Origin of the sequence: Neorhizobium sp. T7_12 (assembly GCF_002968535.1) — a bacterium.
In the GTDB taxonomy this organism is placed as follows: domain Bacteria; phylum Pseudomonadota; class Alphaproteobacteria; order Rhizobiales; family Rhizobiaceae; genus Neorhizobium; species Neorhizobium tomejilense.
In genome coordinates this window covers 1,126,808-1,147,339 of sequence record NZ_PVBK01000001.1, presented here as the reverse complement: position 1 = coordinate 1,147,339, position 20,532 = coordinate 1,126,808, and the positions used below count along the sequence as shown (strand labels likewise).

Sequence of the window (20,532 nt, the reverse complement as noted above, 5' to 3'; positions counted from 1 at the left end):
AATGCGCAAGATCGGCTTGATTGGCGGGATGAGTTTCGAAAGCACGGCTGTGTATTATCGGCTGATCAACGAGATGGTGCGCGAACGCCTCGGTGGTTTCGCGTCGGCCGATCTCCTGCTCCATTCCGTCAATTTTGCCGAAATCGTCGACATGCAGAAGGCCAGCCGCTGGGATCTGGCGGCCGAGCACCTTGCCGGGAGCGCCCGCGGGCTAAAAGCGGCCGGCGCCGAATGCGTGCTGATCTGCACCAACACCATGCACATCGTCGCGCCGGACGTGCAGGCCGCGGTCGACGTGCCGCTCATCCATGTCATCGACGAGACCGCCAGGGTATTGACGTCGAAAGGGCTGAACCGCCCGCTCCTGCTGGCGACCCGCTACACGATGGAGCACGGTTTCTATATCGAGCGCATGAAGATGCTCGGCGTCGATGTGATGGTGCCGGACGCGGACGATCGCACCGATATCCATGACATCATCTTCAACGAACTCTGTGCCGGCACGGTTCTAGACACCTCCCGCACGCGGGCCATCGCCATGATCGAAAAGGCGAAGGCTGAAGGCGCCGACAGCATCATCCTCGGCTGCACGGAAATCTGCCTCCTCCTCGACCCCTCCAGCCTGCCGCTTTCTGGCGTCGATTCCACCGCCATCCACGCCAGGGCCGCAGTCGATTTCGCACTCGGCCTGTCGCCGGTGAAACGCGCCGCGGCGTAAGTTTGCTTGACTCAGTCAAGTAAATATTGGACAGAATCTTCGAAGAGGAGATCCTGCCGATGACCGATCCTGCCGTTCTCGACGCCGTCCGCGCCTTCAACCGTTTCTACACAAACAAGCTCGGCGTTCTCGCCAAGGGCTATCTCGATACCGACTATACGCTGACCGAGGCGCGCATCCTGTACGAGATAGGCGCCCGCAAACGGGTGTCCGCGACCGAACTCAACCGCGATCTCGGCCTCGATCCCGCCTATCTCAGCCGGCTGCTGAAGAAATTCCGCGAGGCGGGCTTCATCGACAGCGAACCGGATCCCGAGGACAAACGTAGCCAGATCCTCGTTGTCACCGATAAGGGACAAGCCGAATACGAGACGCTCGGCGAACGCTCCCGCCAGCAGATCGCCAATGATCTCAGTGAGGTGGACGAGGTGGGCCGTGAAAAGCTGATCGGCTCTATGCGGGCGATCCGCACCATTCTCGATCCGCAATCGGCCGCCCCCTCCCCACCGGTCGTCATCCGTTCGCACCGGATCGGCGACATGGGCTGGCTCATCGAAGCCCAGGCGGTCGCTTATGCGCGGGAATACGGGTGGAACGACAAGTTCGAAGGACTGGTCGCCGAGGTCGCCGGCAAGTTCATCGCCAACTTCAACCCCGAACGCGAGCGCTGCTGGATCGCCGAACGCGACGGCAAACGTGTCGGTTCGGTGGTTCTGGCCGACGGCGGCGGCGATACAGCCAAGCTGCGCCTCCTCTATCTCGACCCCGCCGCCCGTGGCCTCGGTCTCGGCCGGACGCTGGTCGAGCAATGCATCAAGTTCTCGACGCTCGCCGGTTATAAGACGCTGTCGCTCTGGACCAACGACTGCCTGACGGCCGCGATCCGCATCTACGAGACCACGGGCTTCAAGCTCGTCGCGGAGGAAAAGCACAACCTGTTCGGGCCGGAATGCAACGGCCAGACCTGGGTGCTGGACCTCTGCGAAGCGAAGCTTTCGTCGTCGAACTAGACAGCCTGGCCGCAGGCGCGGCGAAAGCGGCGCACGGTTTCCGCCATGCCGTATTCGAGCGCATCCGCCGTCAGCCCATGCCCGATCGACACCTCGGCGAGCTTGGGGATGCGCTTCACCAATGCCGGCAGGTTGGCAACGGTCAGGTCGTGGCCGCCATTGACGCCGAGCCCTTCGGCAAGCGCCGCATCCGCCGTCAGCCCGAGTTTTTCAAGGATTTCAGCGCCGCGCTCCGGATTGTCGAAACAGCCGCCATAAGGACCGGTATAGAGCTCGATGCGGTCGGCGCCCGTCGCCCTTGCAAGCTTTACCGCCTCGACATCGCCGTCGCCATCGGCAAACAGCGACACCCGCATGCCGCCCTTCTTGAGCCGCGCCACGATCGGCTTCAGCATCTCGTGCGTGGCACGGAAATCGAACCCATGGTCGGAGGTCGCCTGGGTCGGATCGTCCGGCACCAGCGTCACCTGCTCCGGCTGGGTCGCTTCGCAGAGCGCCAGGAAATCCTCGCTCGGATATCCCTCGATATTGAATTCGGCCGCTGGAAACTCGTCGTCGATCAGCGCCCGAAGAACCGGCAAGTCGGTGAAGCGGATATGGCGCTGGTCGGGGCGCGGATGCACCGTCAGGCCGGCTGCACCCGCTTGGAGCGCAATGCGCCCCAGCCCCTCGACGCTCGGCCAGGGAAGATCGCGGCGGTTGCGCAGCATGGCGACGGCATTGAGGTTCACGGAAAGCTTGGTCGGCATGGCAATACCCGGTTTTGAAAGGTTGATCCGCTTTTAGGCCATGCGCCTTCGCAATGCCACCAGGTTTGGGAAAATGCACCTATAAAGAGTTTTGATGGACGAGAATTCACGAGGCAACCGGGGCTACCATTTCCTAAAATTTTAAGTAACGTATATCTAACAGAGTTCGCTGAGCAGGCCAAAAGGCGGCGGAATACGGTTTGAACAGCGAATTCTGCCATTGATTTTAATCGGGTCCGCATTTTCAGTACCGAGGTTCCATCCAGAAGGTTCGGCGCAAAGTCGCAACCTGTAGGTGCATATATGACCACGACGCCAAACTCAGGCGCAAGGGAACTCGATGCAGAGCGATATCATGCAAGCCAGGACCGACAGTGCGCCCCTTGCGGGAGCGGCCCACAAACTCCCTTATCTCCCCCAGGTTTCACTCTCTTTTGAAATGCCCACCCAGCCAGTGGCGATCGCCGAAATGGCGGACCTCTTCGGCGTCACCCATCGCACTCTTCACTTCTACGAGGAAAAGGGCCTGATCACCGCCCGCCGCTCCGGCAGCATGCGGGTCTATGACAGGGTTCAGATCCACCGCATGGCGGTCATCAATGCCTGCCGCGAGATCGGCATTCCGGTTGCGGTCATCCAGGAACTGATGGAAGAGCTTGCCGGCGCGACCTCGGAAGCGGAAGCGGACGAGATGTTCCACGACATGCTGGCGCGGCGCAAACGGGAGCTCACGTCCGACATCTCCAATATCCGCCGGCAGATGCAGCAGATCGAAAGCCTGCTGGTGGCCGAGGAGGAAAACCAGGCGCTTGCCACCCCGAAGCCCATGTCTCTGGTCCTGAGCGACATAGAGAAACGGTGCCTGGGGCTGATGGCCGAAGGTTATTCGGCGCCAAGGCTTGCCCGCGCGCTCAATCTCGAATTCGAGGACCTGCGCCGGATGGAGGATGACATCATCCAGAAATTCCAGGCCACCAACCGTTTTCAGGCCGTCGCCAAGGCAATGCTGCTCGGTTTCGTGCCGAACTGATCGGCTTCTTTAGCGGACGATCGTCAGGGTCTCGGCCGCGCGCGTGATCGCGGTATAAAGCCAGCGCTCCCGGCTATCGCGAAACGCCCAGCTTTCATCAAACAGAACGACGTTGTTCCACTGCGACCCCTGCGCCTTGTGGACGGTCAGCGCGTAGCCGTAGTCGAACTCGTCGTAGCGCTTGCGGGTCGTCCAGGGGATTTCGCCTTCCTGTTCTTCAAATGCCTGTTTCAGAAGCTTGATCTTGGCCGCACCGCGATCCATGTCGTCGTCTTCCGGCCGGATCATCAGGTTGATGCCGGGCTTGACCGTCTCGCGCGACGAGCTCATCACCTGCCAGAGCGAACCGTTGAGCAGCCCCTTGGCCGGGTCGTTGCGCAGGCAGACCAGCTTGTCGCCGGATTGCGGATAGTCGGCCGTAAAACCTTTCAGTTCCCGGAGCCGCTGATTGTAGCGCTTGCGGGTCTTGTTGGTGCCGACCAGAACCTGGTCCGCCTCCATCACCAAAGGCTGCGTCACCTCGTTGCGAGAGATCACCTTGGCGGTTCCGTAGTCGCCATACATGATCTCCTTGCCCTCGCGCACGTTCATCGCGAGCTGGATGATCGGGTTGTCGCGCGCCTGGCGGTGGATATCCGTCAGCAGGTAATCCGGCTCCTGTTCGGTGAAGAACCCGCCGCCGGTCACCGGCGGCAGCTGGCCGGGATCGCCGAGCACCAAGATCGGCGTGCCGAAGCTCATCAGGTCCTTGCCGAGCGCCTCGTCCACCATCGAGCATTCGTCGATGATGATCAGCGCCGCCTTGGCGACCGGGCTCTGGCGGTTGATCGAGAACATCGGCGCGATCGAGGTCTTGCCGGCATCGTCCTCGACCGCTTCCTCGCCGCGCGGCCTGTAGATCAGCGAGTGGATGGTTTTCGCGTTGCGCGCCCCGCGGGAACGAAGAACCTGCGCCGCCTTGCCCGTGAAGGCCGCAAACAGCACCTCGCCATCGACATTTTCGGCGAAATGTTTGGCGAGCGTGGTCTTGCCGGTGCCCGCATAACCGAACAGCCGGAAGACCTGGCCGCGGCCCTCTTTCAGCCATTGTGAAACGGCCTTGAGGGCCTCGTCCTGTTGCGGTGCAAATTGCATGGCAGGACTTGGCAGGATTCTGCAGCTAAGCGCAACCGAAAAAGAACGAAAGATGAATCAAAACGGGTTAGGTGACTGACGCTCTAAGCCGCCTTCCGAAGCTCTTCGCAGCCCTATGGAGGGCTAGCGCCTCATGAGTTAAGAAGGTTGAGCGGGAAATTAGCTAGGAAAAACGTATCACAGAAACGAGCTCGCCCGAACTGGCACTTACGGGCTCGTCAACATGCAGCTCGGACGAACTCACCGTGTTCACCGTTAGGACTTTTGTGCTGTTTGCTCCGCCCTGAATCCCGATTTTGTCGCCTACACGGAATCCGCCCAATTCTGCGTTCTTGTCGCGCAGTGTATGAGGGTACACGAATTCCAACGATGCAGACGTAATAACCCTAAGGGGTTCCGTTCCGTTAAACCGTGAATGCTGTCGACCTATACGTTCACCAACTTGCATATAAATTTGTCTTAACCTGTGCACATGCGGGTCATCTAGACGGAGTTGAATATTCGCTTTGAAGGATTCTTCCGTAAAGACAGGGCGCTCAGGTTGCGCCTTGGCTGAGCCTAACATTACTTCACCAACCGCCAGCAGAAGCTCCTTATTGTAGCAGCGCGGGTCCAACGCTAATCTTTCCAAATCGAATAGCGTTCGTATGCCCAGCCCCCACAGACGAACGATAGCAGACGGCCCGACAGTACTGCAGAGTTGGGCTTGAGCGACCCAATCCATGATCTGGTAAACCCCGTAAGGCGCCTCCACGAAAAGCATAAGTGGGTTTGCGGCGGCTAGATTCTGAACAGACGTTATATGGTAGTCCTCAAGTCTATCGCGGATACCCGTATTGATACCATCGATAATCTCCACGGGAGTGGAGGAAAAGCTTTTATATATCTCCGCGTTTTCTCTCTTGAAAGACGAAAGCCTACTTTTGTTCATGATATCTCGAATTGTCGCGGACGGAAGAAAACCAATCGCGAATGCCAGCAAAACAAGCGCGCCATCCGCTAGTTCATTGATGGAAAAAAGATCATTGAAACCTACGGCCATAAGAATTGAAAGCGCTACACCGCTTGCGATGTCGATTGCACTTGAGACGAAAAGAGCTGGACTCAAGTCGAAATTGTTAATCGCCCGGTAAAGGTGCCTCATGTTGGCGAGATATGCTCCGAGAAAGGCGCTGATCGTGGCTAAAACCCAAGGCTGCGGATCGGCAAGGTTTCCGATAAGCGCGGCAAGGGGCTCGGAAAACGAAGAGCGGAGCAAAACGCCAAAGCTAAACCATGAGATGCCGCCGGCAATCAAAACGAAAGGCGCTATTCCAATCAGCCACGCCCATAGACCAAAATCCTGCGGCGAACGACGCTCGTTCTCGTTTTCGCCGGCAAGGAAATATTTGAATTTAACAAATTCAAACGAAGGAATAAGCCTTGCCTTTGCCCTCCCTCCAGCTGCGGGAAGATCAAATACTGCGGCAAGGTCCATGATGATCTCCTGACGATGCAATTTAACAGTCTGCCTGATCAGCATCATCGTAAGCGGGATCATCATCGAGAATATTACGGTGGGTAATACCACCAGAGCATCATACGGCATCTGTCCCTCATGATCTGGAACATCTAAGCTGAATGCTGCACATACGATTACGGGCAACCTCACAAAAAATCAATCAAAAGATGTCTGCTGTTAAAATGTGCTGATAAGTAGAGCTAAAATTAGATCACGGCGCCGGCTCGCTATACTCAATGCCTTCTACTGCCGCCGCTCGACCAGCTTCGCCAGCTGCTCGATCACCGTGCCCCAACCGTCGAAAAAGCCCAGCTCGTGATGCATCTTGCGGTCCTCCGGGCTCTTGTGCATGACATGCGCCAGATATTCCGTGCCCTGCGGATGATCCTTGAAGGTGATGATCGCTGTCATAAACGGCTGTTCCGCCGGCCGCCAGCCGCCGGTCAGCGCATTGGTGAAGACGATCCTCTCCTGGTCGTCGGCGGCCAGAAAGCAGGCACTGAGATGCGGACCGAAATCGCCGCCGTTCTCGCTCATCTGCGTTTCGAAAGCCCCGCCCGGGCGAATGTCCATCGCCGCGACCCTGCAAAGCGCCGGCGCCGGGATCCACCACTGCTCGAAACTCGCCTTGTCCGTCCAGGCATTCCACACAGCCGAGCGCGGCGCCTTGATCAACCGCGAAATGGTGAGGTCGAGATCCGAATTGAACGTCTGCGTCATCTGTCTGTCTCCCGTTTCTGTTCATGCCGAAGGAATTCCTGTTTCGCCAGAACCAATTGCTCCAGCCTGTCGGTACGGGCTTCCCAGATCGCCCGCTGTTCGGAAAGCCAGTTCTCCAGCATCGCGAACCGTGCCCGCTCCAGCGTGCATGTCCGCACCCGGCCCTGTTTCTGCGTCCGGATCAGGCCGCTCTCCTCCAGGAAACGCACATGTTTCATGAACGAGGGCAGCGCCATGTCGAACGGCTCCGCGAGATCGCTGATGCTGGCCGAACCGTGACCGAGCCGCAACAGAACCGCCCGGCGGGTCGGATCTGCAAGCGCCTGGAACAGGCCGTCGAGTTCGCTTGAATAGTTTTCCATAAGGCTAAGTATCAAATCGAAACACTTACCTCAATAGCTAAGTGTTGTTTTCTCGAAAAATCTTCGGCGTCGACGGAATAAATCCGCCGCTCCCGGTGTCTTGACTTCGGTGGCCGACGTGAGGCCGCCATCAACCAGGGAGACGATCCATGAAGACCTTCATTCTCGTGCCTTTCGCGCTCGCAGCGCTGACCTCGGTCGCCTTTGCCGCCGGCCCGTTCAAGACCGTCAAGACCTCGACCAAGGGCGAAGTCCTCGTCGGCGAAAAGGGCATGACGCTCTACACCTTCAAGAACGACAAGCCAGGCACTTCCAACTGCTACGACAAGTGCGCCACCAACTGGCCGCCGGTCATGGCCGCTTCCGATGCGAAGGCCGATGGTGCATACTCCATCGTGACCCGCAAGGACGGGGCCAAGCAGTGGGCGAAGGATGGCATGCCGCTCTATTACTGGGTCAAGGACACCAAGGAAGGCGACACCACCGGTGACGGCGTGAACGGCGTTTGGGATGTCGCAAAACCCTGATCAATCCACTTCCGGAACGGCGCGTGAGGCACAGGCTCCCGCGCCGCTTTCCTTCGAGGCGCAGATCCTCGCCCTCCTGCCCTCGCTCAGGCGCTATTCGCGCAGCCTGACGCGCTCGGACACGGAGAGCGAGGACCTGTTGCAGGATTGCGTCGAAAAGGCGCTGGTCAGCCGCGGCCAGTGGCGCGGCGCGAATTTCAAGTCCTGGGCCTACAGGATCATGACCAATCTTCACCTCAACGCGCGGCGGTCGATCGCGCGACGCCCGTCGGTCGGCATAGAGGAGGCGGAGAGCCTGGTTGCAAGCACGGGTGCCGACGATCCCTTGGAAAAGAACCGGCTCGTCCAGGCGCTGGAGACGCTGCCGAAGGAGGCGCGCGCGGTGCTGATGCTGGTCGTCGTCGAAGGTTACGCCTATCAGGAAGTCGCCGAAATGCTGGAGATTCCGGTCGGCACGGTGATGTCGCGCCTGTCGCGGGCGCGCCAGGCCTTGCGGGAAAAAATGCGGGAGGAAAACGTCATACCATTGCGGAGACCACGATGACCGAAGCCAGATCCGTAACCGAAGCGGAACTGCACGCCTATGCCGACGGCTTCCTGGACGAGGCCGACCGCACTCGCGTGCAGGATTTTCTGGCCGAAAACCCGGACGCCGCACAGATGGTGGCCGACTGGCAGGAGCAGAACGACGAGTTGCGCGCCGCCTTCGCCGGTCATGAAAGATCGAAACCCACCGATATCCAGCTTCTCACGGGCGGTCTGGCGCGCACCAGCACCCGGCCGTCCCGCCGCTTCGCGCTGGCAGCCGCCGCGGTCGTAGTCTTCGCAGCAGGCGCACTCGGAGGCCATTATGGCCCGCTGCTGTTCGAACGCCCGGATATCCAGCTTGCCGCTACCGAAGTCCTGCCGCGGGAAGCCCGCAACGCCTTCCTCGTTTATGCAAGCGAAGTGCGCCATCCGGTCGAAGTCTTCGCCAACGAGGAGACGCATCTCGCCAACTGGCTTGGCAAGCGACTGTCGATCGCCAATCTCAAGGTTCCGAACCTGCAGGGACAAGGTTTCAAGCTGGTCGGCGGCCGCCTCCTGCCGGTCGGCGGCAGGCCCGGCGCGCTGTTCATGTACGAGGACCAGACGGGCCAGCGGCTGACCGTGCTCGTCGGCCGCAACAAGGAAAACCGCACGACCAGTTTTCGGTTCGCCTCCGCCAGCACCGTCGAGACCTTCTACTGGATCGACGGCGAGCTCGGATACGCAGTCACCGGCGAAATCTCCCGCGACCTGCTACGCCGGGTCGCCGAGGAATGTTACCGGCAGTTTCCGAGTTGATCTTCAGCGCAGCGGATCGTTGGCAAGCTCGATCGGCCGACCATGCGGCGTCGCCTCGGCCGCCCGCTGCCAGCTCTGTTGAAGCTTGAGGATCGTCTCGCCGTCCGCGACACCCTTGCCGACCAGCAGGCCGGAGAGAGCCGCCACCCAGCAGTCGAAATAATCGCTGCCGTCATCCGCTCTGCCAGACCTGTGGACCTCGCCTGAAAGCGCTTCGGCCCATTCGCTCCAGCTGAACAGGCCGCGCTCGTGCAGATGCACGGTCATCGCGAAGGCTTCCGCCGCCCAGGGCTCCGGAAACACCGGATCACCCTCAGGTGACTTCGGCAACCCGGGTGACTGCACCAATGCCGAGGGGACCTCACATGCGCTCAAGATAGCTCTCCCAGGCATCGATCGAGACCGTCAGCGTCGGGTCGGCGCCCTCGCCCCAGATTTCTGGCCCGTCGAACACCACCGTATAGACCCATTGCGGGTTCTCGCCCTTGCCATGCGCATTGTCGTCGGGAAACACAAAGGAGCCCTGCACGGCCTCGACGACACCGGTCTTGGCGCGGGCGTAACGCGGCAGCCGCGTATGTGTCTCCGGATTGAAATTGCGGGTCCGCACCCGGTCGCCCGGTTGGAACTGTGGTTCCGTCTCGACGGGCCGGTCGCACGGTCCGCCCTTGGCAAGGGCGCCCGCCACCATCTCCGCCTTCAGGATGCGTTTTGGCGTCGCCGGCTCCATCTGCTTGCGGCCCGCATCGATTTCCGCCCGCGCCGCAAAACCATGGCGTTCGAGCAGCACTTCGAGCGCCCGGATCCAGATTTCGTAATAGCTCGCGCCCAGATACGCCGCCGGCGGAATATTTTCGCGTGCATGCCGGCTTTCATCGATCGTCCAGCCACCGAGAGCGCCGCCGGACAGCGTCAGCCCCAGCGCCCGCTTCTCCCACTCGGCATGAAAATACGGCTCGTCCTTTTCCGGCGCCACCGGCCCGAAGCCCATCTGGCCGCCGAGATCATGAGGCCCGTTCATGGCCGCGGCCCCGCAATCGCCGTGCCGATCATCGCGTCGCGGCTGACGAGGTCGGCAAGCGCCTCCTCACCGAGACCTTCTGTGCCTTCGGGCCTTTCGGGGATCACCAGATAGCGCAGTTCGGCGGTCGAATCCCAGACACGAATCTTCTTGGTCTCGGGCAGGACCAGGCCGAATTCGGCAAGCACGCCTCGCGGATCGATGACAGCGCGCGAGCGATAGGCCGGCGCCTTGTACCAGACCGGCGGCAGCCCGAGTACCGCCCACGGGTAACAGGAGCACAGCGTGCAGACGACGAGGTTATGGGTGTCCGGCGTGTTGAACACCGCCCGCATGTGTTCGCCCTGCCGGCCGGTAAACCCAAGGCTTGCAATCGCCGCGGTCGCATCGGTTCTCAGCCATTCGGCGAAATCCGGATCGCTCCAGGCCTTGGCGACCACCCTGGCACCGTTGCGCGGGCCGATCTTCGTCTCATAGGTGTCGACGATCGCATCGATCGCCTTCGGATCGATCAGCCCCTTTTCGGTCAGCACCGTTTCAAGCGCTTTTACGCGCGCCTGCATGTCGCTGTAGCGGTTGTCGTGATCGTGGTCATGGCCGTGCTGGTGGTCATGCCCGTGGTCGTGATGGTGATCGTGGTGATGATGTGTAGACATGCTTGTCTCCCTCATTTCAACATCGGCCAGAGGCTTGCGACAAGCAAGAGCGCCATGGTGATGTTGAACCATTTCAGCCGCGCCGGCACCGACAGCCATTCGCGCAACGCCGAACCGAAGCCGGCCCAGGTCGAAACGCTCGGCACGTTGACCGCGGCAAATGCCAGACCCACGAGCATCACGGTCGGTAGATAATATTCCGGGTTCGTATAGGTCGCCATGGCGGTGACTGCCATGACCCAAGCCTTCGGATTGACCCATTGGAAGGCCGCCGCGCCAATAAATGTCATCGGCTGCGCACCGGTCTTGCCGTCCGACAGGCTGCGTGACGTGCCTATCTTCCAGGCGACCCAGAGCAGATAGGCGCCGCCTGCGAATTTCAGTCCTGTGTAGACGACCGGCACCGAATGCAGCAGTGCGCCGAGGCCAAGACCGACCGCGATCAACAGCGACAGAAAACCGGCACCGATGCCGAGCATATGGGGAATTGTCCGCGCAAAGCCGAAGTTCACGCCCGACGCGAACAGCATCATGTTGTTCGGCCCCGGCGTGATCGAGGTGGTGAAGGCGAACAGGACGAGGGCCAGAAAGGTTTCCAGCGACATATTTTCTCCTAGCGCCAATCCGTCCCGCTTGTCTCGACCATCTCGTTTCGCGGATGGCCCGCCTTCCGGTGATAGGATCGTTGGAGAAGATCTTCAAGCGGAACTTGGCAGCTTCAATCGAAGCCATATCTGAGTAGGATATACGTCTCCAGAAGCGACAGACCGAGGTCCCTGATGTCCGATATTCCGACAGTCACCCTGCCCACCGGCATTTCGGTTCCGGCTCTCGGCCTCGGCACCTGGCAGATGGGCGAGGACAGCCGCAAGGCCGCGGTGGAGATCGAGAGCCTGAAGCGCGGCCTTGATCTCGGCCTGACGCTGATCGACACGGCGGAAATGTATGGCGAGGGCGGCGCCGAAAAAATCACCGCCCAAGCGATCGCCGGCCAGCGGGAACAGGTGTTTCTGGTCAGCAAGGTCTATCCCTGGAATGCCAGCCGCAAGGGTGTCGTCGAGGCCTGCGAACGCAGCCTCGACCGCCTGAAGACCGATCGGCTCGACCTCTATCTCCTGCATTGGCGCGGCGAACATCCGCTGACCGAAACCGTCGCCGGCTTCGAGGAGCTGCGCCGGGCCGGCAAGATCGGCGCCTGGGGCGTCTCCAATTTCGATATCGACGACATGCAGGAACTGATGGAGGTGCCGGATGGCCAAAACTGCGCCGCCAACCAGGTCCTCTACAATCTCTCCCGCCGCGGCATCGAATACGATCTTCTGCCCTGGTGCCAGGAGCGCGGCATCCCGGTCATGGCCTATTCGCCGATCGAACAGGGCCGGCTTGCCAGAAACGGCGAACTGATCCGCATCGCCAAAGCTTATCAGGCGACGCCGGCGCAGGTGGCGCTTGCCTTCCTCTTGGAACGCGACGGCGTCATCGCCATACCGAAATCCGCCAATCCGGACCGCATCGCGGAAAACGCCGAGGCGGTCGATCTGGATCTCAGCGAGGCGGACTGGACAGCCCTCGACGCCGCCTTCCCGCCACCATCGCGCAAGGCGCCATTGGAGATGATCTAGCCGAGATCGGACGTTCGGCGCTTCGCCATAAGCGTGTCGATCGCCTGCAAGACATCGATCTCCGCCCGACCCGTTACATCCCCTGCGGACCGCGGTTCATCGCCGCGATCCCGGTGCGGCACACCTCGACCAGGCCTAGTGGCTTCATGATCGCCACGAACTGGTCGATCTTCGAGGATTTCCCGGTGATCTCCAGGATGAAATGCTCGACCGTCGCATCGACGACCTTGGCGTGGAAGGCATCCGCGAGCCGCAGCGTCTCGGCGCGGCGGTCGCCCTGGCCGACAACCTTGACCAGCGCCACCTCGCGCTCGATCGGCCGCTCCTGGCCAAGCGCATGGGCGCGAACCGTCAGGTCGACGACCCGGTGCACCGGCACGATGCGTTCGAGCTGCGCCTTGATCTGTTCGAGCACCGTCGGCGTGCCGCGCGTGACGATGGTAATGCGGGATAGGTGAGCTTCGTGTTCCGTTTCCGAAACCGTCAGGCTCTCGATATTGTAGCCGCGGCCGGAAAACAGGCCGATAACCCGTGCGAGTACGCCCGGTTCGTTGGCGACGAGAACCGAAAGCGTATGGCTTTCGGCTTTCGCCGTCTCAGGCGCGATGAAATAGGCGGATCCGGTCGGTTGCTGATGCGCATTCATGGTCTTGGGTCCATTTCCTCAGAATTTTGTTGAAGGATGTGCCGCCCGTCTCAGACGAGCTGGCGACCCTTGGCATCGATGGCATTGGCAACCGCTTCGTCGGTGGCTTCGTCCGGCAACAGCATCTCGTTATGTGCCTTGCCCGAAGGGATCATCGGGAAGCAGTTGGCGAGATTGGCGACGCGGCAATCGAAGATCACCGGCTTCTTGACCGCGATCATCTCCTCGATCTTGTCGTCGAGTTCCTTCGGATCGTCGCAGTAGATGCCGACGGCGCCATAGGCTTCCGCAAGCTTGACGAAGTCCGGCATCGCCTCCGTATAGGAATTCGACAGACGGTTGCCGTGCAGCAGCTGCTGCCACTGGCGGACCATGCCCATATACTGGTTGTTCAGGATGAAGATCTTGACCGGCAGGTTATGCTGGATGGCGCAGGACATTTCCTGGATGCACATCTGGATCGAGGCGTCGCCGGCGACGTCGATGACGAGAGCGTCCGGATGGGCGACCTGAACGCCGATCGCGGCCGGCAGACCGTAGCCCATCGTACCGAGACCACCCGAAGTCATCCAGCGGTTCGGCTCTTCGAACTCGATGAACTGTGCCGCCCACATCTGGTGCTGGCCGACTTCCGTTGTGATGTAGGTGTCATGCCCCCTGGTCGCCTCGAAAAGGCGCTGCAGCGCGTATTGCGGCATGATGACGTCGTTGGAATGCTTGTAGGAAAAACTCTTGCGAGCCCGCCAGCGGTTGATCTGGCTCCACCATTCCTCGGTCTGCGCCTTGGCCGGCTTTTTCGGCAGCGCGCGCCACAGGCGGACCATGTCTTCGAGAACGCTGCCGACGTCGCCGAGGATCGGGATGTCGACATGCACGTTCTTGTTGATCGAGGACGGGTCGATATCGATATGGACCTTGCGCGAATTCGGTGAGAACGCGTTGAGGCGGCCGGTAATGCGGTCGTCAAAACGGGCGCCGATACAGACCATGACGTCGCAGTCGTGCATCGCCATGTTCGCCTCGTAGGAACCGTGCATGCCGAGCATGCCGAGCCAGTTCTTGCCCGACGCCGGATAGGTGCCGAGCCCCATCAGGGTCGAGGTGATCGGGAAATCGCTGAGCTCGACCAGCTCGCGCAGCAGGCGCGAGGCGTGCGGGCCGGAATTGACGACGCCGCCGCCGGTGTAGAGGATCGGCTGGCGCGCCGAGGCCATCAGCTCGATAGCCGCTTGAATGGCGTTGATGTCGCCCTGGGTGCGCGGCTGATAGCTGGTGTTCTGGGCGATCTCCGGCTTCGGCGTATAGGTGCCGGTCGCGAACTGGATGTCCTTCGGGATGTCGACGACGACCGGCCCCGGCCGCCCGGTCTGGGCGATGCGGAAGGCTTCGTGGATGATGCCGGCCAGTTCGTTGACGTCCTTGACCAGCCAGTTGTGCTTGGTGCAGGGCCGGGTGATGCCGACGGTGTCGCATTCCTGGAAGGCGTCCGAGCCGATCAGCGTCGTCGGGACCTGGCCCGACAGGCAGACCAGCGGCACCGAATCCATCAGCGCATCCTGGAGCGGGGTGACGGCATTGGTGGCGCCTGGACCGGAGGTCACCAGCATGACCCCGACCTTGCCGGTGGAGCGGGCATAACCTTCGGCCGCGTGGCCGGCGCCTTGCTCGTGGCGGACCAGAATGTGCTGAATGTCATCCTGCTGGAAGATCTCGTCATAGATCGGCAGGACGGCGCCGCCCGGATATCCGAAGATATGCTCGACACCATTGTCCTTCAGAGCCTTCAGGACGATCTCCGCACCAGTCATCCGGTTATCTGGCATCTGATTATCTGGCATCTGGTTGCCCGGCCCCTGGTTGTTCGTATCCGTCATTGTCTTGGTCCATTCGCTGCTGGATTTTTACCGGCGGCTCCTCCGAGCCGGATTGAAGGCATAAAAAAAGGCCCCTTGGAGGAGCCTGTCTTTCCGCGCATGGGTGGCTGTCGCCGGACGGTTACACCGTCCTGCCCATGCGCGTTCCCACCACAATAAGAGCGATCGAGATCTTCATGGCGCGAAGTGTTAGCCAGATAAATGTCGTTCGTCAACGTGGGCCTGCACCAAAAATCCTCATCGGCCTGATTTTGCTGCTCCGTTTCCGCGCATTCGGCCGCGCGCTTTCCTACACGAGTTGTTAAGGCCGGCACAATATAGTCCTCCTGTTTGGAGGGTAGCGACCCGACGGACGAACCGTGACCCGTTCCGCCACCCCCCAATGATAGGGGCCTGAGTTTGTTGAACAACGATCTGCACCGTTCCGCGTCTGCAGGAGAGCAGGATCGTCGCGACGTCCAGAAGCCCGGCAACCGCATGCTTGGACGTGTCGTCGCCTGCACCGGCTCGCACGCCACCATTTCCGCCGTTGCCGAACATGGCGAGACCGATCTTACCGAACTGTGGTCTGTTGGCCGGCTGATCTCAATCAGCGTCGGCGAAAACCGTGTCGTGGCGCTTGCCTACGCAATGCAGACCGGCGGCAAGGAATGGAGCGAAAACGGCAACACCGGCTTTCACATCGAGGCCGAACTGCTCGGCGAGGTGCGCAAGGGGCTCAATGGCCGCGACGAATTCACCGGCGGCATTTCCTGTTATCCCTATCTCGGCGCCGTCGCGCACCGCATTCGTGCCGCCGATCTCTCCCGCATTTATGATACCGGCAAAAACGAGACCTGCGTGGTCGGCAAGCTGACCCAGGACGAAACCATCGACGCGACGATCCATATCCCGTCGATGCTGTCGAAACACTTCGCCATCGTCGGCTCGACCGGCGTCGGCAAATCGACCGCCGTTTCCCTGCTCCTCCACAAGGCGATCGAGACCGATCCGAAGCTGCGCGTCCTCATTCTCGATCCGCACAACGAATTTGCCGCTGCCTTTCCCGAGCACGCGGTCGTCATCGATACCGAGACGCTCGACCTGCCCTTCTGGCTGATGCGGCTTGAAGAATTTTCAGAAGTGGTTTTCCGCGGCCGCCCGGCCGTGGCGGAAGAACTCGACATCCTGCGCGACCTGATCCCGGAGGCGAAACGCGCCTTCCGCGGCAACGAAACCTCGCTGATGCGCCGCTCGACGGAAAAAAGCTCGGTCACCGCCGATACGCCGGTCCCCTACCGCATGGCGGACCTGCTGGCGCTGATCGACGAACGTATCGGCCGCCTGGAAGGCCGCGGCGAAAAGCCCTTCCTGCGGTCGCTCAAGATGCGCATCCTGTCGGCGATCAACGACCCGCGCTACCATTTCATGTTCTCCAACAATACGATCAACGACACGATCATGGAGACGATCGCCTATATCTTCCGCATTCCCGGCGGGGACCGGCCGATCTCGACCTTCCAGCTCGCCGGCATTCCCTCTGAAGTCGTCAATTCCATCGCCTCGGTCCTCTGCCGCATGGCGTTTGAACTGGCGCTCTGGAGCAATGGCGCCATCCACATGCTCGTCGTCTGCGAAGAAGCGCACCGTTACGTGCCGGCCGACCGGGAACTCGGTTTCTTCCCGACAAGGCAGGCCATCTCGCGGATCGCCAAGGAGGGCCGCAAATACGGCGTCTCGCTCGGCGTCATCACCCAGCGCCCCGGCGAACTCGACCAGACGATCCTGTCGCAGTGTTCGACCGTGTTCGCGATGCGACTGTCCAACGACCGCGACCAGGAAATCATCAAGTCGGCAATCCCGAATTCGTCGATCTCGACGACCAGCTTTCTGTCGTCGATCGGCAATGGCGAGGCGATCGCCTTCGGCGAGGCGATTTCCGTGCCGATGCGCATGCGGTTTGCCCGCGTCGAGGAAAAATACCTGCCCAAGGCCAATGGCGTCGCCGACAAAGGCACGGAGGATACGCCAGATACGGTCGATCTGCGCACCGTGATCGCCCGTATGCGCGCCGTCAGCGGCCCCGATATTTCCGCCTTCCAGCAAAGCTACTCGACGGCGACGGCGCCTTTCGCGGAAGGCGCTTCCGGGGCCGAGGAGGACACGGACGATGATTTCCCGCCGGCAGGTGATGCCGAACTCGATCGCTGGAACCGGGAGATCCGCTCGACCGGCCATGTGACGATCAACCCGACACCGCCCATGGCAGGCAACCCGCAACTGGAACCCTACCGGCCGGAAATGCTGCCGCGCGCGGCGGTACCCGAACAACCCTCGGCGCCCCGCCCCGACCGTTTCGCAGAACTGCGCCGCGACCGTCCGCCTGAGCCACCGCCCTACCAGCCCACGCCTCCGACATTCCAGCGCCCGCCGGCGCCCGAAGGCGCCCCACGCCCGAACCCGCTGCTCCGGCGCGAAGGATCGCTGCGCGAAAGCCTGCTGAAGAAACCGCTGAGCAGCCTTTACGATAAGGACTGAGCCGGCCTCAGGCCAGACGCTCCCAACGCTCGTCCATCTGGTTGCGAAACCAGGTCATCTGCCGTTTGGCATATTGGCGGGTCAATGCCGCGCCGCGTTCGATAACCTCTTCCCGGCTCATGCGGCCTTTCAGCATCTCGGCGACCTGCACAACGCCGATCGCCTTCATGACGGGCAGGTCGGGTGCAGGATCGAGCGCCAGCAGCGCCCTCACCTCATCCACCGCCCCGGTCTCCAGCATCGTCTCGAAACGGCGATCGATCCGTTCGTGCAGGAGCTTTCTGTCCGGCAAAACGACAAGCTTCTTCGCCCTCGAGGGATCGATCACCATCGGCCCCTGCCTGCCCTGAAACTCGGCGATCGAGCGACCGGTCTCCGCCAGAATCTCCAGCGCTCTCACGATCCGCTGCCCGTCCTTCGGCTCGAGGCTCGCCGCTACCGTCGCATCGCGTGCCGAAAGCTCCGCATGCAGCGCCTCCGGTCCTTCCTCCTTGAGACGCAGGCGCACCTCACAGCGAATATCCTGCGAGATTTCCGGCATATCGGACAGGCCGCCGGTCAGCGCCTTGAAATAAAGCCCCGTACCGCCGACAAAGATAGGCAGCCTACCCTCGCGCTTCAGTTCCGGCAAAAGCGCTGCCACGTCGCGCAGCCACTCACCGGTGGAATAGGCCCTCGTCGCCGGCACATGCCCGTAGAGCAGGTGCGGCACACCCTCCATCTCGTCCTCGGCCGGTCGCGCCGTCAGGACCCGCAGCGTGTCGTAGACCTGCATGCTGTCGGCATTGATCACCACGCCGTTTTTCTCGCGCGCCAGGCGCAATGCAAGCGCCGACTTGCCGCTGGCCGTCGGCCCGGTTATCAGGATCGCATCAAAATTGTCGATAAGGTCGCTCATATGGCTTTCGTTGCCACGCTCATTGCCCATCCGTCAAACCCCGTTCTCACGCAACAACTCGGAGAACAAGCGGCGGAGGCAGTGAAAGCCTCCGGCCTCTACTGGCTGGCGGATGGTATCGCCTGCGATATCGCCTTGCGCGACGGCTGCGATATCGAGGCGGCCGAGGCCGATCTGAGGGTTGTCATCAGCAGCGTCCCGATCGATCTCGTCATTCAGGATGCGGACACGCGGCGCAAGAAATTCCTGATCGCCGACATGGATTCGACCATGATCGGCCAGGAATGCATCGACGAGCTTGCCGATGTCGTGGGGCTGAAGGACAAGGTCGCGACGATCACGGCCCGCGCCATGAACGGCGAGATCGCCTTCGAACCCGCGCTTCGCGAGCGCGTCGCGCTTCTGAAAGGCCTGCCGATCACGGTCGTCGACGACGTCATCGCCAAGCGCATTACGCTGACGTCAGGTGGGCCGGAACTGATCGCCACCATGAAGGCCAAAGGCCATTACGCCGCGCTCGTGTCGGGTGGCTTTACCGTCTTCACCAGCCGCATCGCCGCGACCCTCGGCTTCGACGAGAACCGCGCCAACATCCTCCTCGAAAACGATGGCTTCCTCACCGGCGAGGTCGCCGAACCCATCCTCGGCAAACAGGCCAAGGTGGACGCGCTCCTTGCCATCGCGGAAAAGCTCGGCATCTCCCCGGAAGACACGATCGCCGTCGGCGACGGCGCCAACGATCTCGGCATGCTCGACATCGCCGGTTCCGGCGTCGCGCTGCACGCCAAGCCCACCGTTGCCGCCCAGGCCAGGATGCGCATCGACAACGGCGATCTGACCGCCCTCCTCTATATCCAGGGTTATCGCAAGACGGATTTTATCCTTTCCTGAACACAACCTACGCGATTGACGAAGTGCAACTCGCATCGCATCATATGCATTGAAAAATCATTGCAAAAATGGTATATTCAATGCATTGGAAAATGGAATTTCTGAACGATCGCGTCAGGATCGAGCTGGAGGCGTTTCCTACCGATATTATTGCCAGTTTCCTCCGCATCGTAAAGCTGATCGAGCTGGAAGGACCCGCCAAGGTGCACGAGCCCTATGTGAAGCACCTTGAGGGACCGATCTGGGAAATGCGAATGCGCGGCCGCGACGGAATAGCCCGGGCAGCTTATGTAACGGCTTCAGGCCAGCGGATCGTGGTCTTGCACGTCTTCCAGAAGAAGACCCAGAAAACGCCCAGACGCGAAATCGAGATTGCGCTGAGACGGGCAAAGGATGTGAGATGAACAAGAAGAGCCTGCTTGTAAGCGAGGCAGCCAAGGAATGGTTCGAGGACCCCGAATTCGTCGCGGCCTATGATGCCCTCGAAGAGGAGTTTGCCCTGGCAGAGGCCCTGATCAAGGCACGCGCCCAGGCCTCCATGACGCAGGAAGACGTCGCCAAGGCCATGGGGACGACTCAGGCCGCCATCGCCCGGCTGGAGAGTGGTCGTTCCATGCCCTCGACCCGCACCCTGCAAAGGTTCGCCGATGCAACTGGCACAAAACTCCGCATCAGCTTCCAGAAGCCGAAATCCTCTTCCAGAGCATCATAGAGCAGGTTGACCGTGCATCGTCCCATCATCATCCTCGAAACCGAACGCCTGCGCCTTAGAAGCTGGATCGACAGCGATCGCGACCTCTTTCGCGAGATCAATTCCGATCCGAAGGTGATGGAATTTTTCCCGTTCCGCCGTACCCACGAGGAGGCCGACACCTTTCTCGCAAAACTTAACGATGCCATCACCGAAACCGGGCTCGGCTTTTACGCGCTGGAACTGAAGGAAACCCAGGAGCCCATGGGTTTCTGCGGCCTGTCGCTCGCCAACATGCCGGATATCTTTCCGGTCGAGACGGTGGAAATCGGCTGGCGGCTGGCGACCCGATTCTGGGGCAACGGTTATGTCACGGAGGCAGCTCGCGCGCTGCTCGACTTCGCCTTCGACGAAAAGCACCTCGATGCGGTCGTTTCCTTCGCAGTCGGCGAAAACAAGCGATCGACCGCGGTCATGAAGCGGCTCGGCCTGCATCGCATCACCGGCATGGATTTCGACCATCCGCGGGTGCCGGATACGCATCCGCATCTGAAACCGCATGTAGTCTATGCGATCACCCGCGATGAGTGGCAGCGCCAGAGGGCGGCCGCGGGGCGCGCCCGCTGACCGCCTCGCCCT

24 protein-coding genes are annotated in these 20,532 nt (G+C 61.1%); 12 read left to right on the top strand and 12 right to left on the bottom strand.

The features are described from left to right. Position 1 precedes the first annotated feature (1 nt). Both C5J26_RS05665 and C5J26_RS05660 read left to right on the top strand, forming a co-directional pair. Positions 2-718, top strand: coding sequence for an aspartate/glutamate racemase family protein (locus C5J26_RS05665; RefSeq protein ID WP_105400840.1), 717 nt, complete (start codon positions 2-4; stop codon positions 716-718). Between the two features lie 59 nt (positions 719-777). Further along, the gene (locus C5J26_RS05660; RefSeq protein ID WP_105400984.1) at positions 778-1,728 is read left to right on the top strand and encodes a helix-turn-helix domain-containing GNAT family N-acetyltransferase; all 951 of its coding nucleotides are present in this window, start codon (positions 778-780) and stop codon (positions 1,726-1,728) included. On the opposite strand, the gene C5J26_RS05655 is transcribed toward C5J26_RS05660, so the two are convergent. After that, positions 1,725-2,477 carry a pyridoxine 5'-phosphate synthase gene (locus C5J26_RS05655; RefSeq protein WP_105400839.1) on the bottom strand — a complete coding sequence of 251 codons (753 nt, stop codon included), beginning with the start codon at positions 2,475-2,477 and terminating at the stop codon, positions 1,725-1,727. The genes C5J26_RS05660 and C5J26_RS05655 overlap by 4 nt on opposite strands. Positions 2,478-2,817: 340 nt before the next feature. Between C5J26_RS05655 and C5J26_RS05650 the strand changes: the two genes are divergently transcribed. Continuing rightward, a complete protein-coding gene (locus tag C5J26_RS05650; RefSeq protein WP_105400838.1) occupies positions 2,818-3,507 on the top strand; it encodes a MerR family transcriptional regulator in 690 nt (229 codons plus the stop codon). 9 nt (positions 3,508-3,516) lie between these two features. On the opposite strand, the gene C5J26_RS05645 is transcribed toward C5J26_RS05650, so the two are convergent. The 4 genes from C5J26_RS05645 to C5J26_RS05630 form a co-directional block, all read right to left on the bottom strand. Next, entirely contained in the window at positions 3,517-4,641 is a 1,125-nt protein-coding gene (locus C5J26_RS05645) for an ATP-dependent RecD-like DNA helicase (RefSeq protein WP_046633654.1), read from the bottom strand. 163 nt (positions 4,642-4,804) lie between these two features. Then, the gene (locus C5J26_RS05640) at positions 4,805-6,229 is read right to left on the bottom strand and encodes a hypothetical protein (protein WP_105400837.1); all 1,425 of its coding nucleotides are present in this window, start codon (positions 6,227-6,229) and stop codon (positions 4,805-4,807) included. 156 nt (positions 6,230-6,385) lie between these two features. After that, positions 6,386-6,862: an SRPBCC family protein gene (locus C5J26_RS05635; RefSeq protein ID WP_105400836.1), complete on the bottom strand. Its 477-nt coding sequence runs from the start codon at positions 6,860-6,862 to the stop codon at positions 6,386-6,388. Then, complete coding sequence (locus tag C5J26_RS05630; protein WP_105400835.1) at positions 6,859-7,224, bottom strand: helix-turn-helix transcriptional regulator; 366 nt, start codon at positions 7,222-7,224, stop codon at positions 6,859-6,861. Before C5J26_RS05630 ends, C5J26_RS05635 begins: the two co-directional genes overlap by 4 nt. Positions 7,225-7,373: 149 nt before the next feature. Here C5J26_RS05630 and C5J26_RS05625 point away from each other — a divergent pair, with 149 nt between their 5' ends. Genes C5J26_RS05625 through C5J26_RS05615 form a run of 3 tightly spaced genes read left to right on the top strand, consistent with a single transcriptional unit; the run spans position 7,374 to position 9,077 of the window. Beyond that, positions 7,374-7,751, top strand: coding sequence for a hypothetical protein (locus C5J26_RS05625; protein ID WP_105400834.1), 378 nt, complete (start codon positions 7,374-7,376; stop codon positions 7,749-7,751). Further along, positions 7,735-8,295 carry an RNA polymerase sigma factor gene (locus C5J26_RS05620; RefSeq protein WP_105400833.1) on the top strand — a complete coding sequence of 187 codons (561 nt, stop codon included), beginning with the start codon at positions 7,735-7,737 and terminating at the stop codon, positions 8,293-8,295. Before C5J26_RS05625 ends, C5J26_RS05620 begins: the two co-directional genes overlap by 17 nt. Continuing rightward, positions 8,292-9,077 (top strand): anti-sigma factor, encoded by a 786-nt coding sequence (locus C5J26_RS05615; RefSeq protein ID WP_105400832.1) that lies wholly within the window; start codon positions 8,292-8,294, stop codon positions 9,075-9,077. The genes C5J26_RS05620 and C5J26_RS05615 overlap by 4 nt, the downstream gene beginning before the upstream one ends. 3 nt (positions 9,078-9,080) lie before the next feature. Here C5J26_RS05615 and C5J26_RS05610 read toward each other — a convergent pair whose 3' ends face one another. Genes C5J26_RS05610 through C5J26_RS05595 form a run of 4 tightly spaced genes read right to left on the bottom strand, consistent with a single transcriptional unit; the run spans position 9,081 to position 11,359 of the window. Continuing rightward, the gene (locus tag C5J26_RS05610; protein WP_105400831.1) at positions 9,081-9,452 is read right to left on the bottom strand and encodes a nitrile hydratase accessory protein; all 372 of its coding nucleotides are present in this window, start codon (positions 9,450-9,452) and stop codon (positions 9,081-9,083) included. Further along, entirely contained in the window at positions 9,439-10,098 is a 660-nt protein-coding gene (gene nthB / locus C5J26_RS05605; protein WP_105400830.1) for a nitrile hydratase subunit beta, read from the bottom strand. Before nthB ends, C5J26_RS05610 begins: the two co-directional genes overlap by 14 nt. Then, positions 10,095-10,754 carry a nitrile hydratase subunit alpha gene (nthA, locus tag C5J26_RS05600; protein ID WP_105400829.1) on the bottom strand — a complete coding sequence of 220 codons (660 nt, stop codon included), beginning with the start codon at positions 10,752-10,754 and terminating at the stop codon, positions 10,095-10,097. Before nthA ends, nthB begins: the two co-directional genes overlap by 4 nt. Before the next feature lie 11 nt (positions 10,755-10,765). Continuing rightward, on the bottom strand, positions 10,766-11,359 hold the full coding sequence (locus tag C5J26_RS05595; RefSeq protein WP_046633637.1) for a LysE family translocator: 594 nt from the start codon (positions 11,357-11,359) through the stop codon (positions 10,766-10,768). Positions 11,360-11,533: 174 nt separating this feature from the next. Between C5J26_RS05595 and C5J26_RS05590 the strand changes: the two genes are divergently transcribed. Next, positions 11,534-12,376, top strand: a complete 843-nt coding sequence (locus C5J26_RS05590) for an aldo/keto reductase (protein ID WP_105400828.1) — start codon at positions 11,534-11,536, stop codon at positions 12,374-12,376. Positions 12,377-12,449: 73 nt separating this feature from the next. Here the strand turns inward: C5J26_RS05590 and ilvN are convergent, their stop codons facing one another. Both ilvN and C5J26_RS05580 read right to left on the bottom strand, forming a co-directional pair. Further along, entirely contained in the window at positions 12,450-13,022 is a 573-nt protein-coding gene (gene ilvN, locus C5J26_RS05585) for an acetolactate synthase small subunit (protein WP_024164177.1), read from the bottom strand. Between the two features lie 50 nt (positions 13,023-13,072). Beyond that, positions 13,073-14,860 (bottom strand): acetolactate synthase 3 large subunit, encoded by a 1,788-nt coding sequence (locus C5J26_RS05580; protein WP_105400983.1) that lies wholly within the window; start codon positions 14,858-14,860, stop codon positions 13,073-13,075. 435 nt (positions 14,861-15,295) lie between these two features. On the opposite strand from C5J26_RS05580, the gene C5J26_RS05575 reads away from it, so the two are divergent. Then, a complete protein-coding gene (locus C5J26_RS05575; RefSeq protein WP_105400827.1) occupies positions 15,296-17,413 on the top strand; it encodes an ATP-binding protein in 2,118 nt (705 codons plus the stop codon). A 7-nt stretch (positions 17,414-17,420) separates the two neighbouring features. Here C5J26_RS05575 and miaA read toward each other — a convergent pair whose 3' ends face one another. Further along, the gene (gene miaA, locus C5J26_RS05570) at positions 17,421-18,311 is read right to left on the bottom strand and encodes a tRNA (adenosine(37)-N6)-dimethylallyltransferase MiaA (protein ID WP_105400982.1); all 891 of its coding nucleotides are present in this window, start codon (positions 18,309-18,311) and stop codon (positions 17,421-17,423) included. Between miaA and serB the strand changes: the two genes are divergently transcribed. From serB to C5J26_RS05550, 4 genes are all read left to right on the top strand, one after another. Beyond that, complete coding sequence (serB, locus tag C5J26_RS05565) at positions 18,312-19,202, top strand: phosphoserine phosphatase SerB (protein WP_105400826.1); 891 nt, start codon at positions 18,312-18,314, stop codon at positions 19,200-19,202. A 92-nt stretch (positions 19,203-19,294) separates the two neighbouring features. Beyond that, positions 19,295-19,606 (top strand): type II toxin-antitoxin system RelE/ParE family toxin, encoded by a 312-nt coding sequence (locus C5J26_RS05560; protein WP_245441086.1) that lies wholly within the window; start codon positions 19,295-19,297, stop codon positions 19,604-19,606. After that, a complete protein-coding gene (locus tag C5J26_RS05555) occupies positions 19,603-19,914 on the top strand; it encodes a helix-turn-helix domain-containing protein (protein WP_105400824.1) in 312 nt (103 codons plus the stop codon). Before C5J26_RS05560 ends, C5J26_RS05555 begins: the two co-directional genes overlap by 4 nt. Before the next feature lie 24 nt (positions 19,915-19,938). Next, positions 19,939-20,520 (top strand): GNAT family N-acetyltransferase, encoded by a 582-nt coding sequence (locus tag C5J26_RS05550; RefSeq protein WP_105400981.1) that lies wholly within the window; start codon positions 19,939-19,941, stop codon positions 20,518-20,520. Positions 20,521-20,532: the final 12 nt, after the last annotated feature.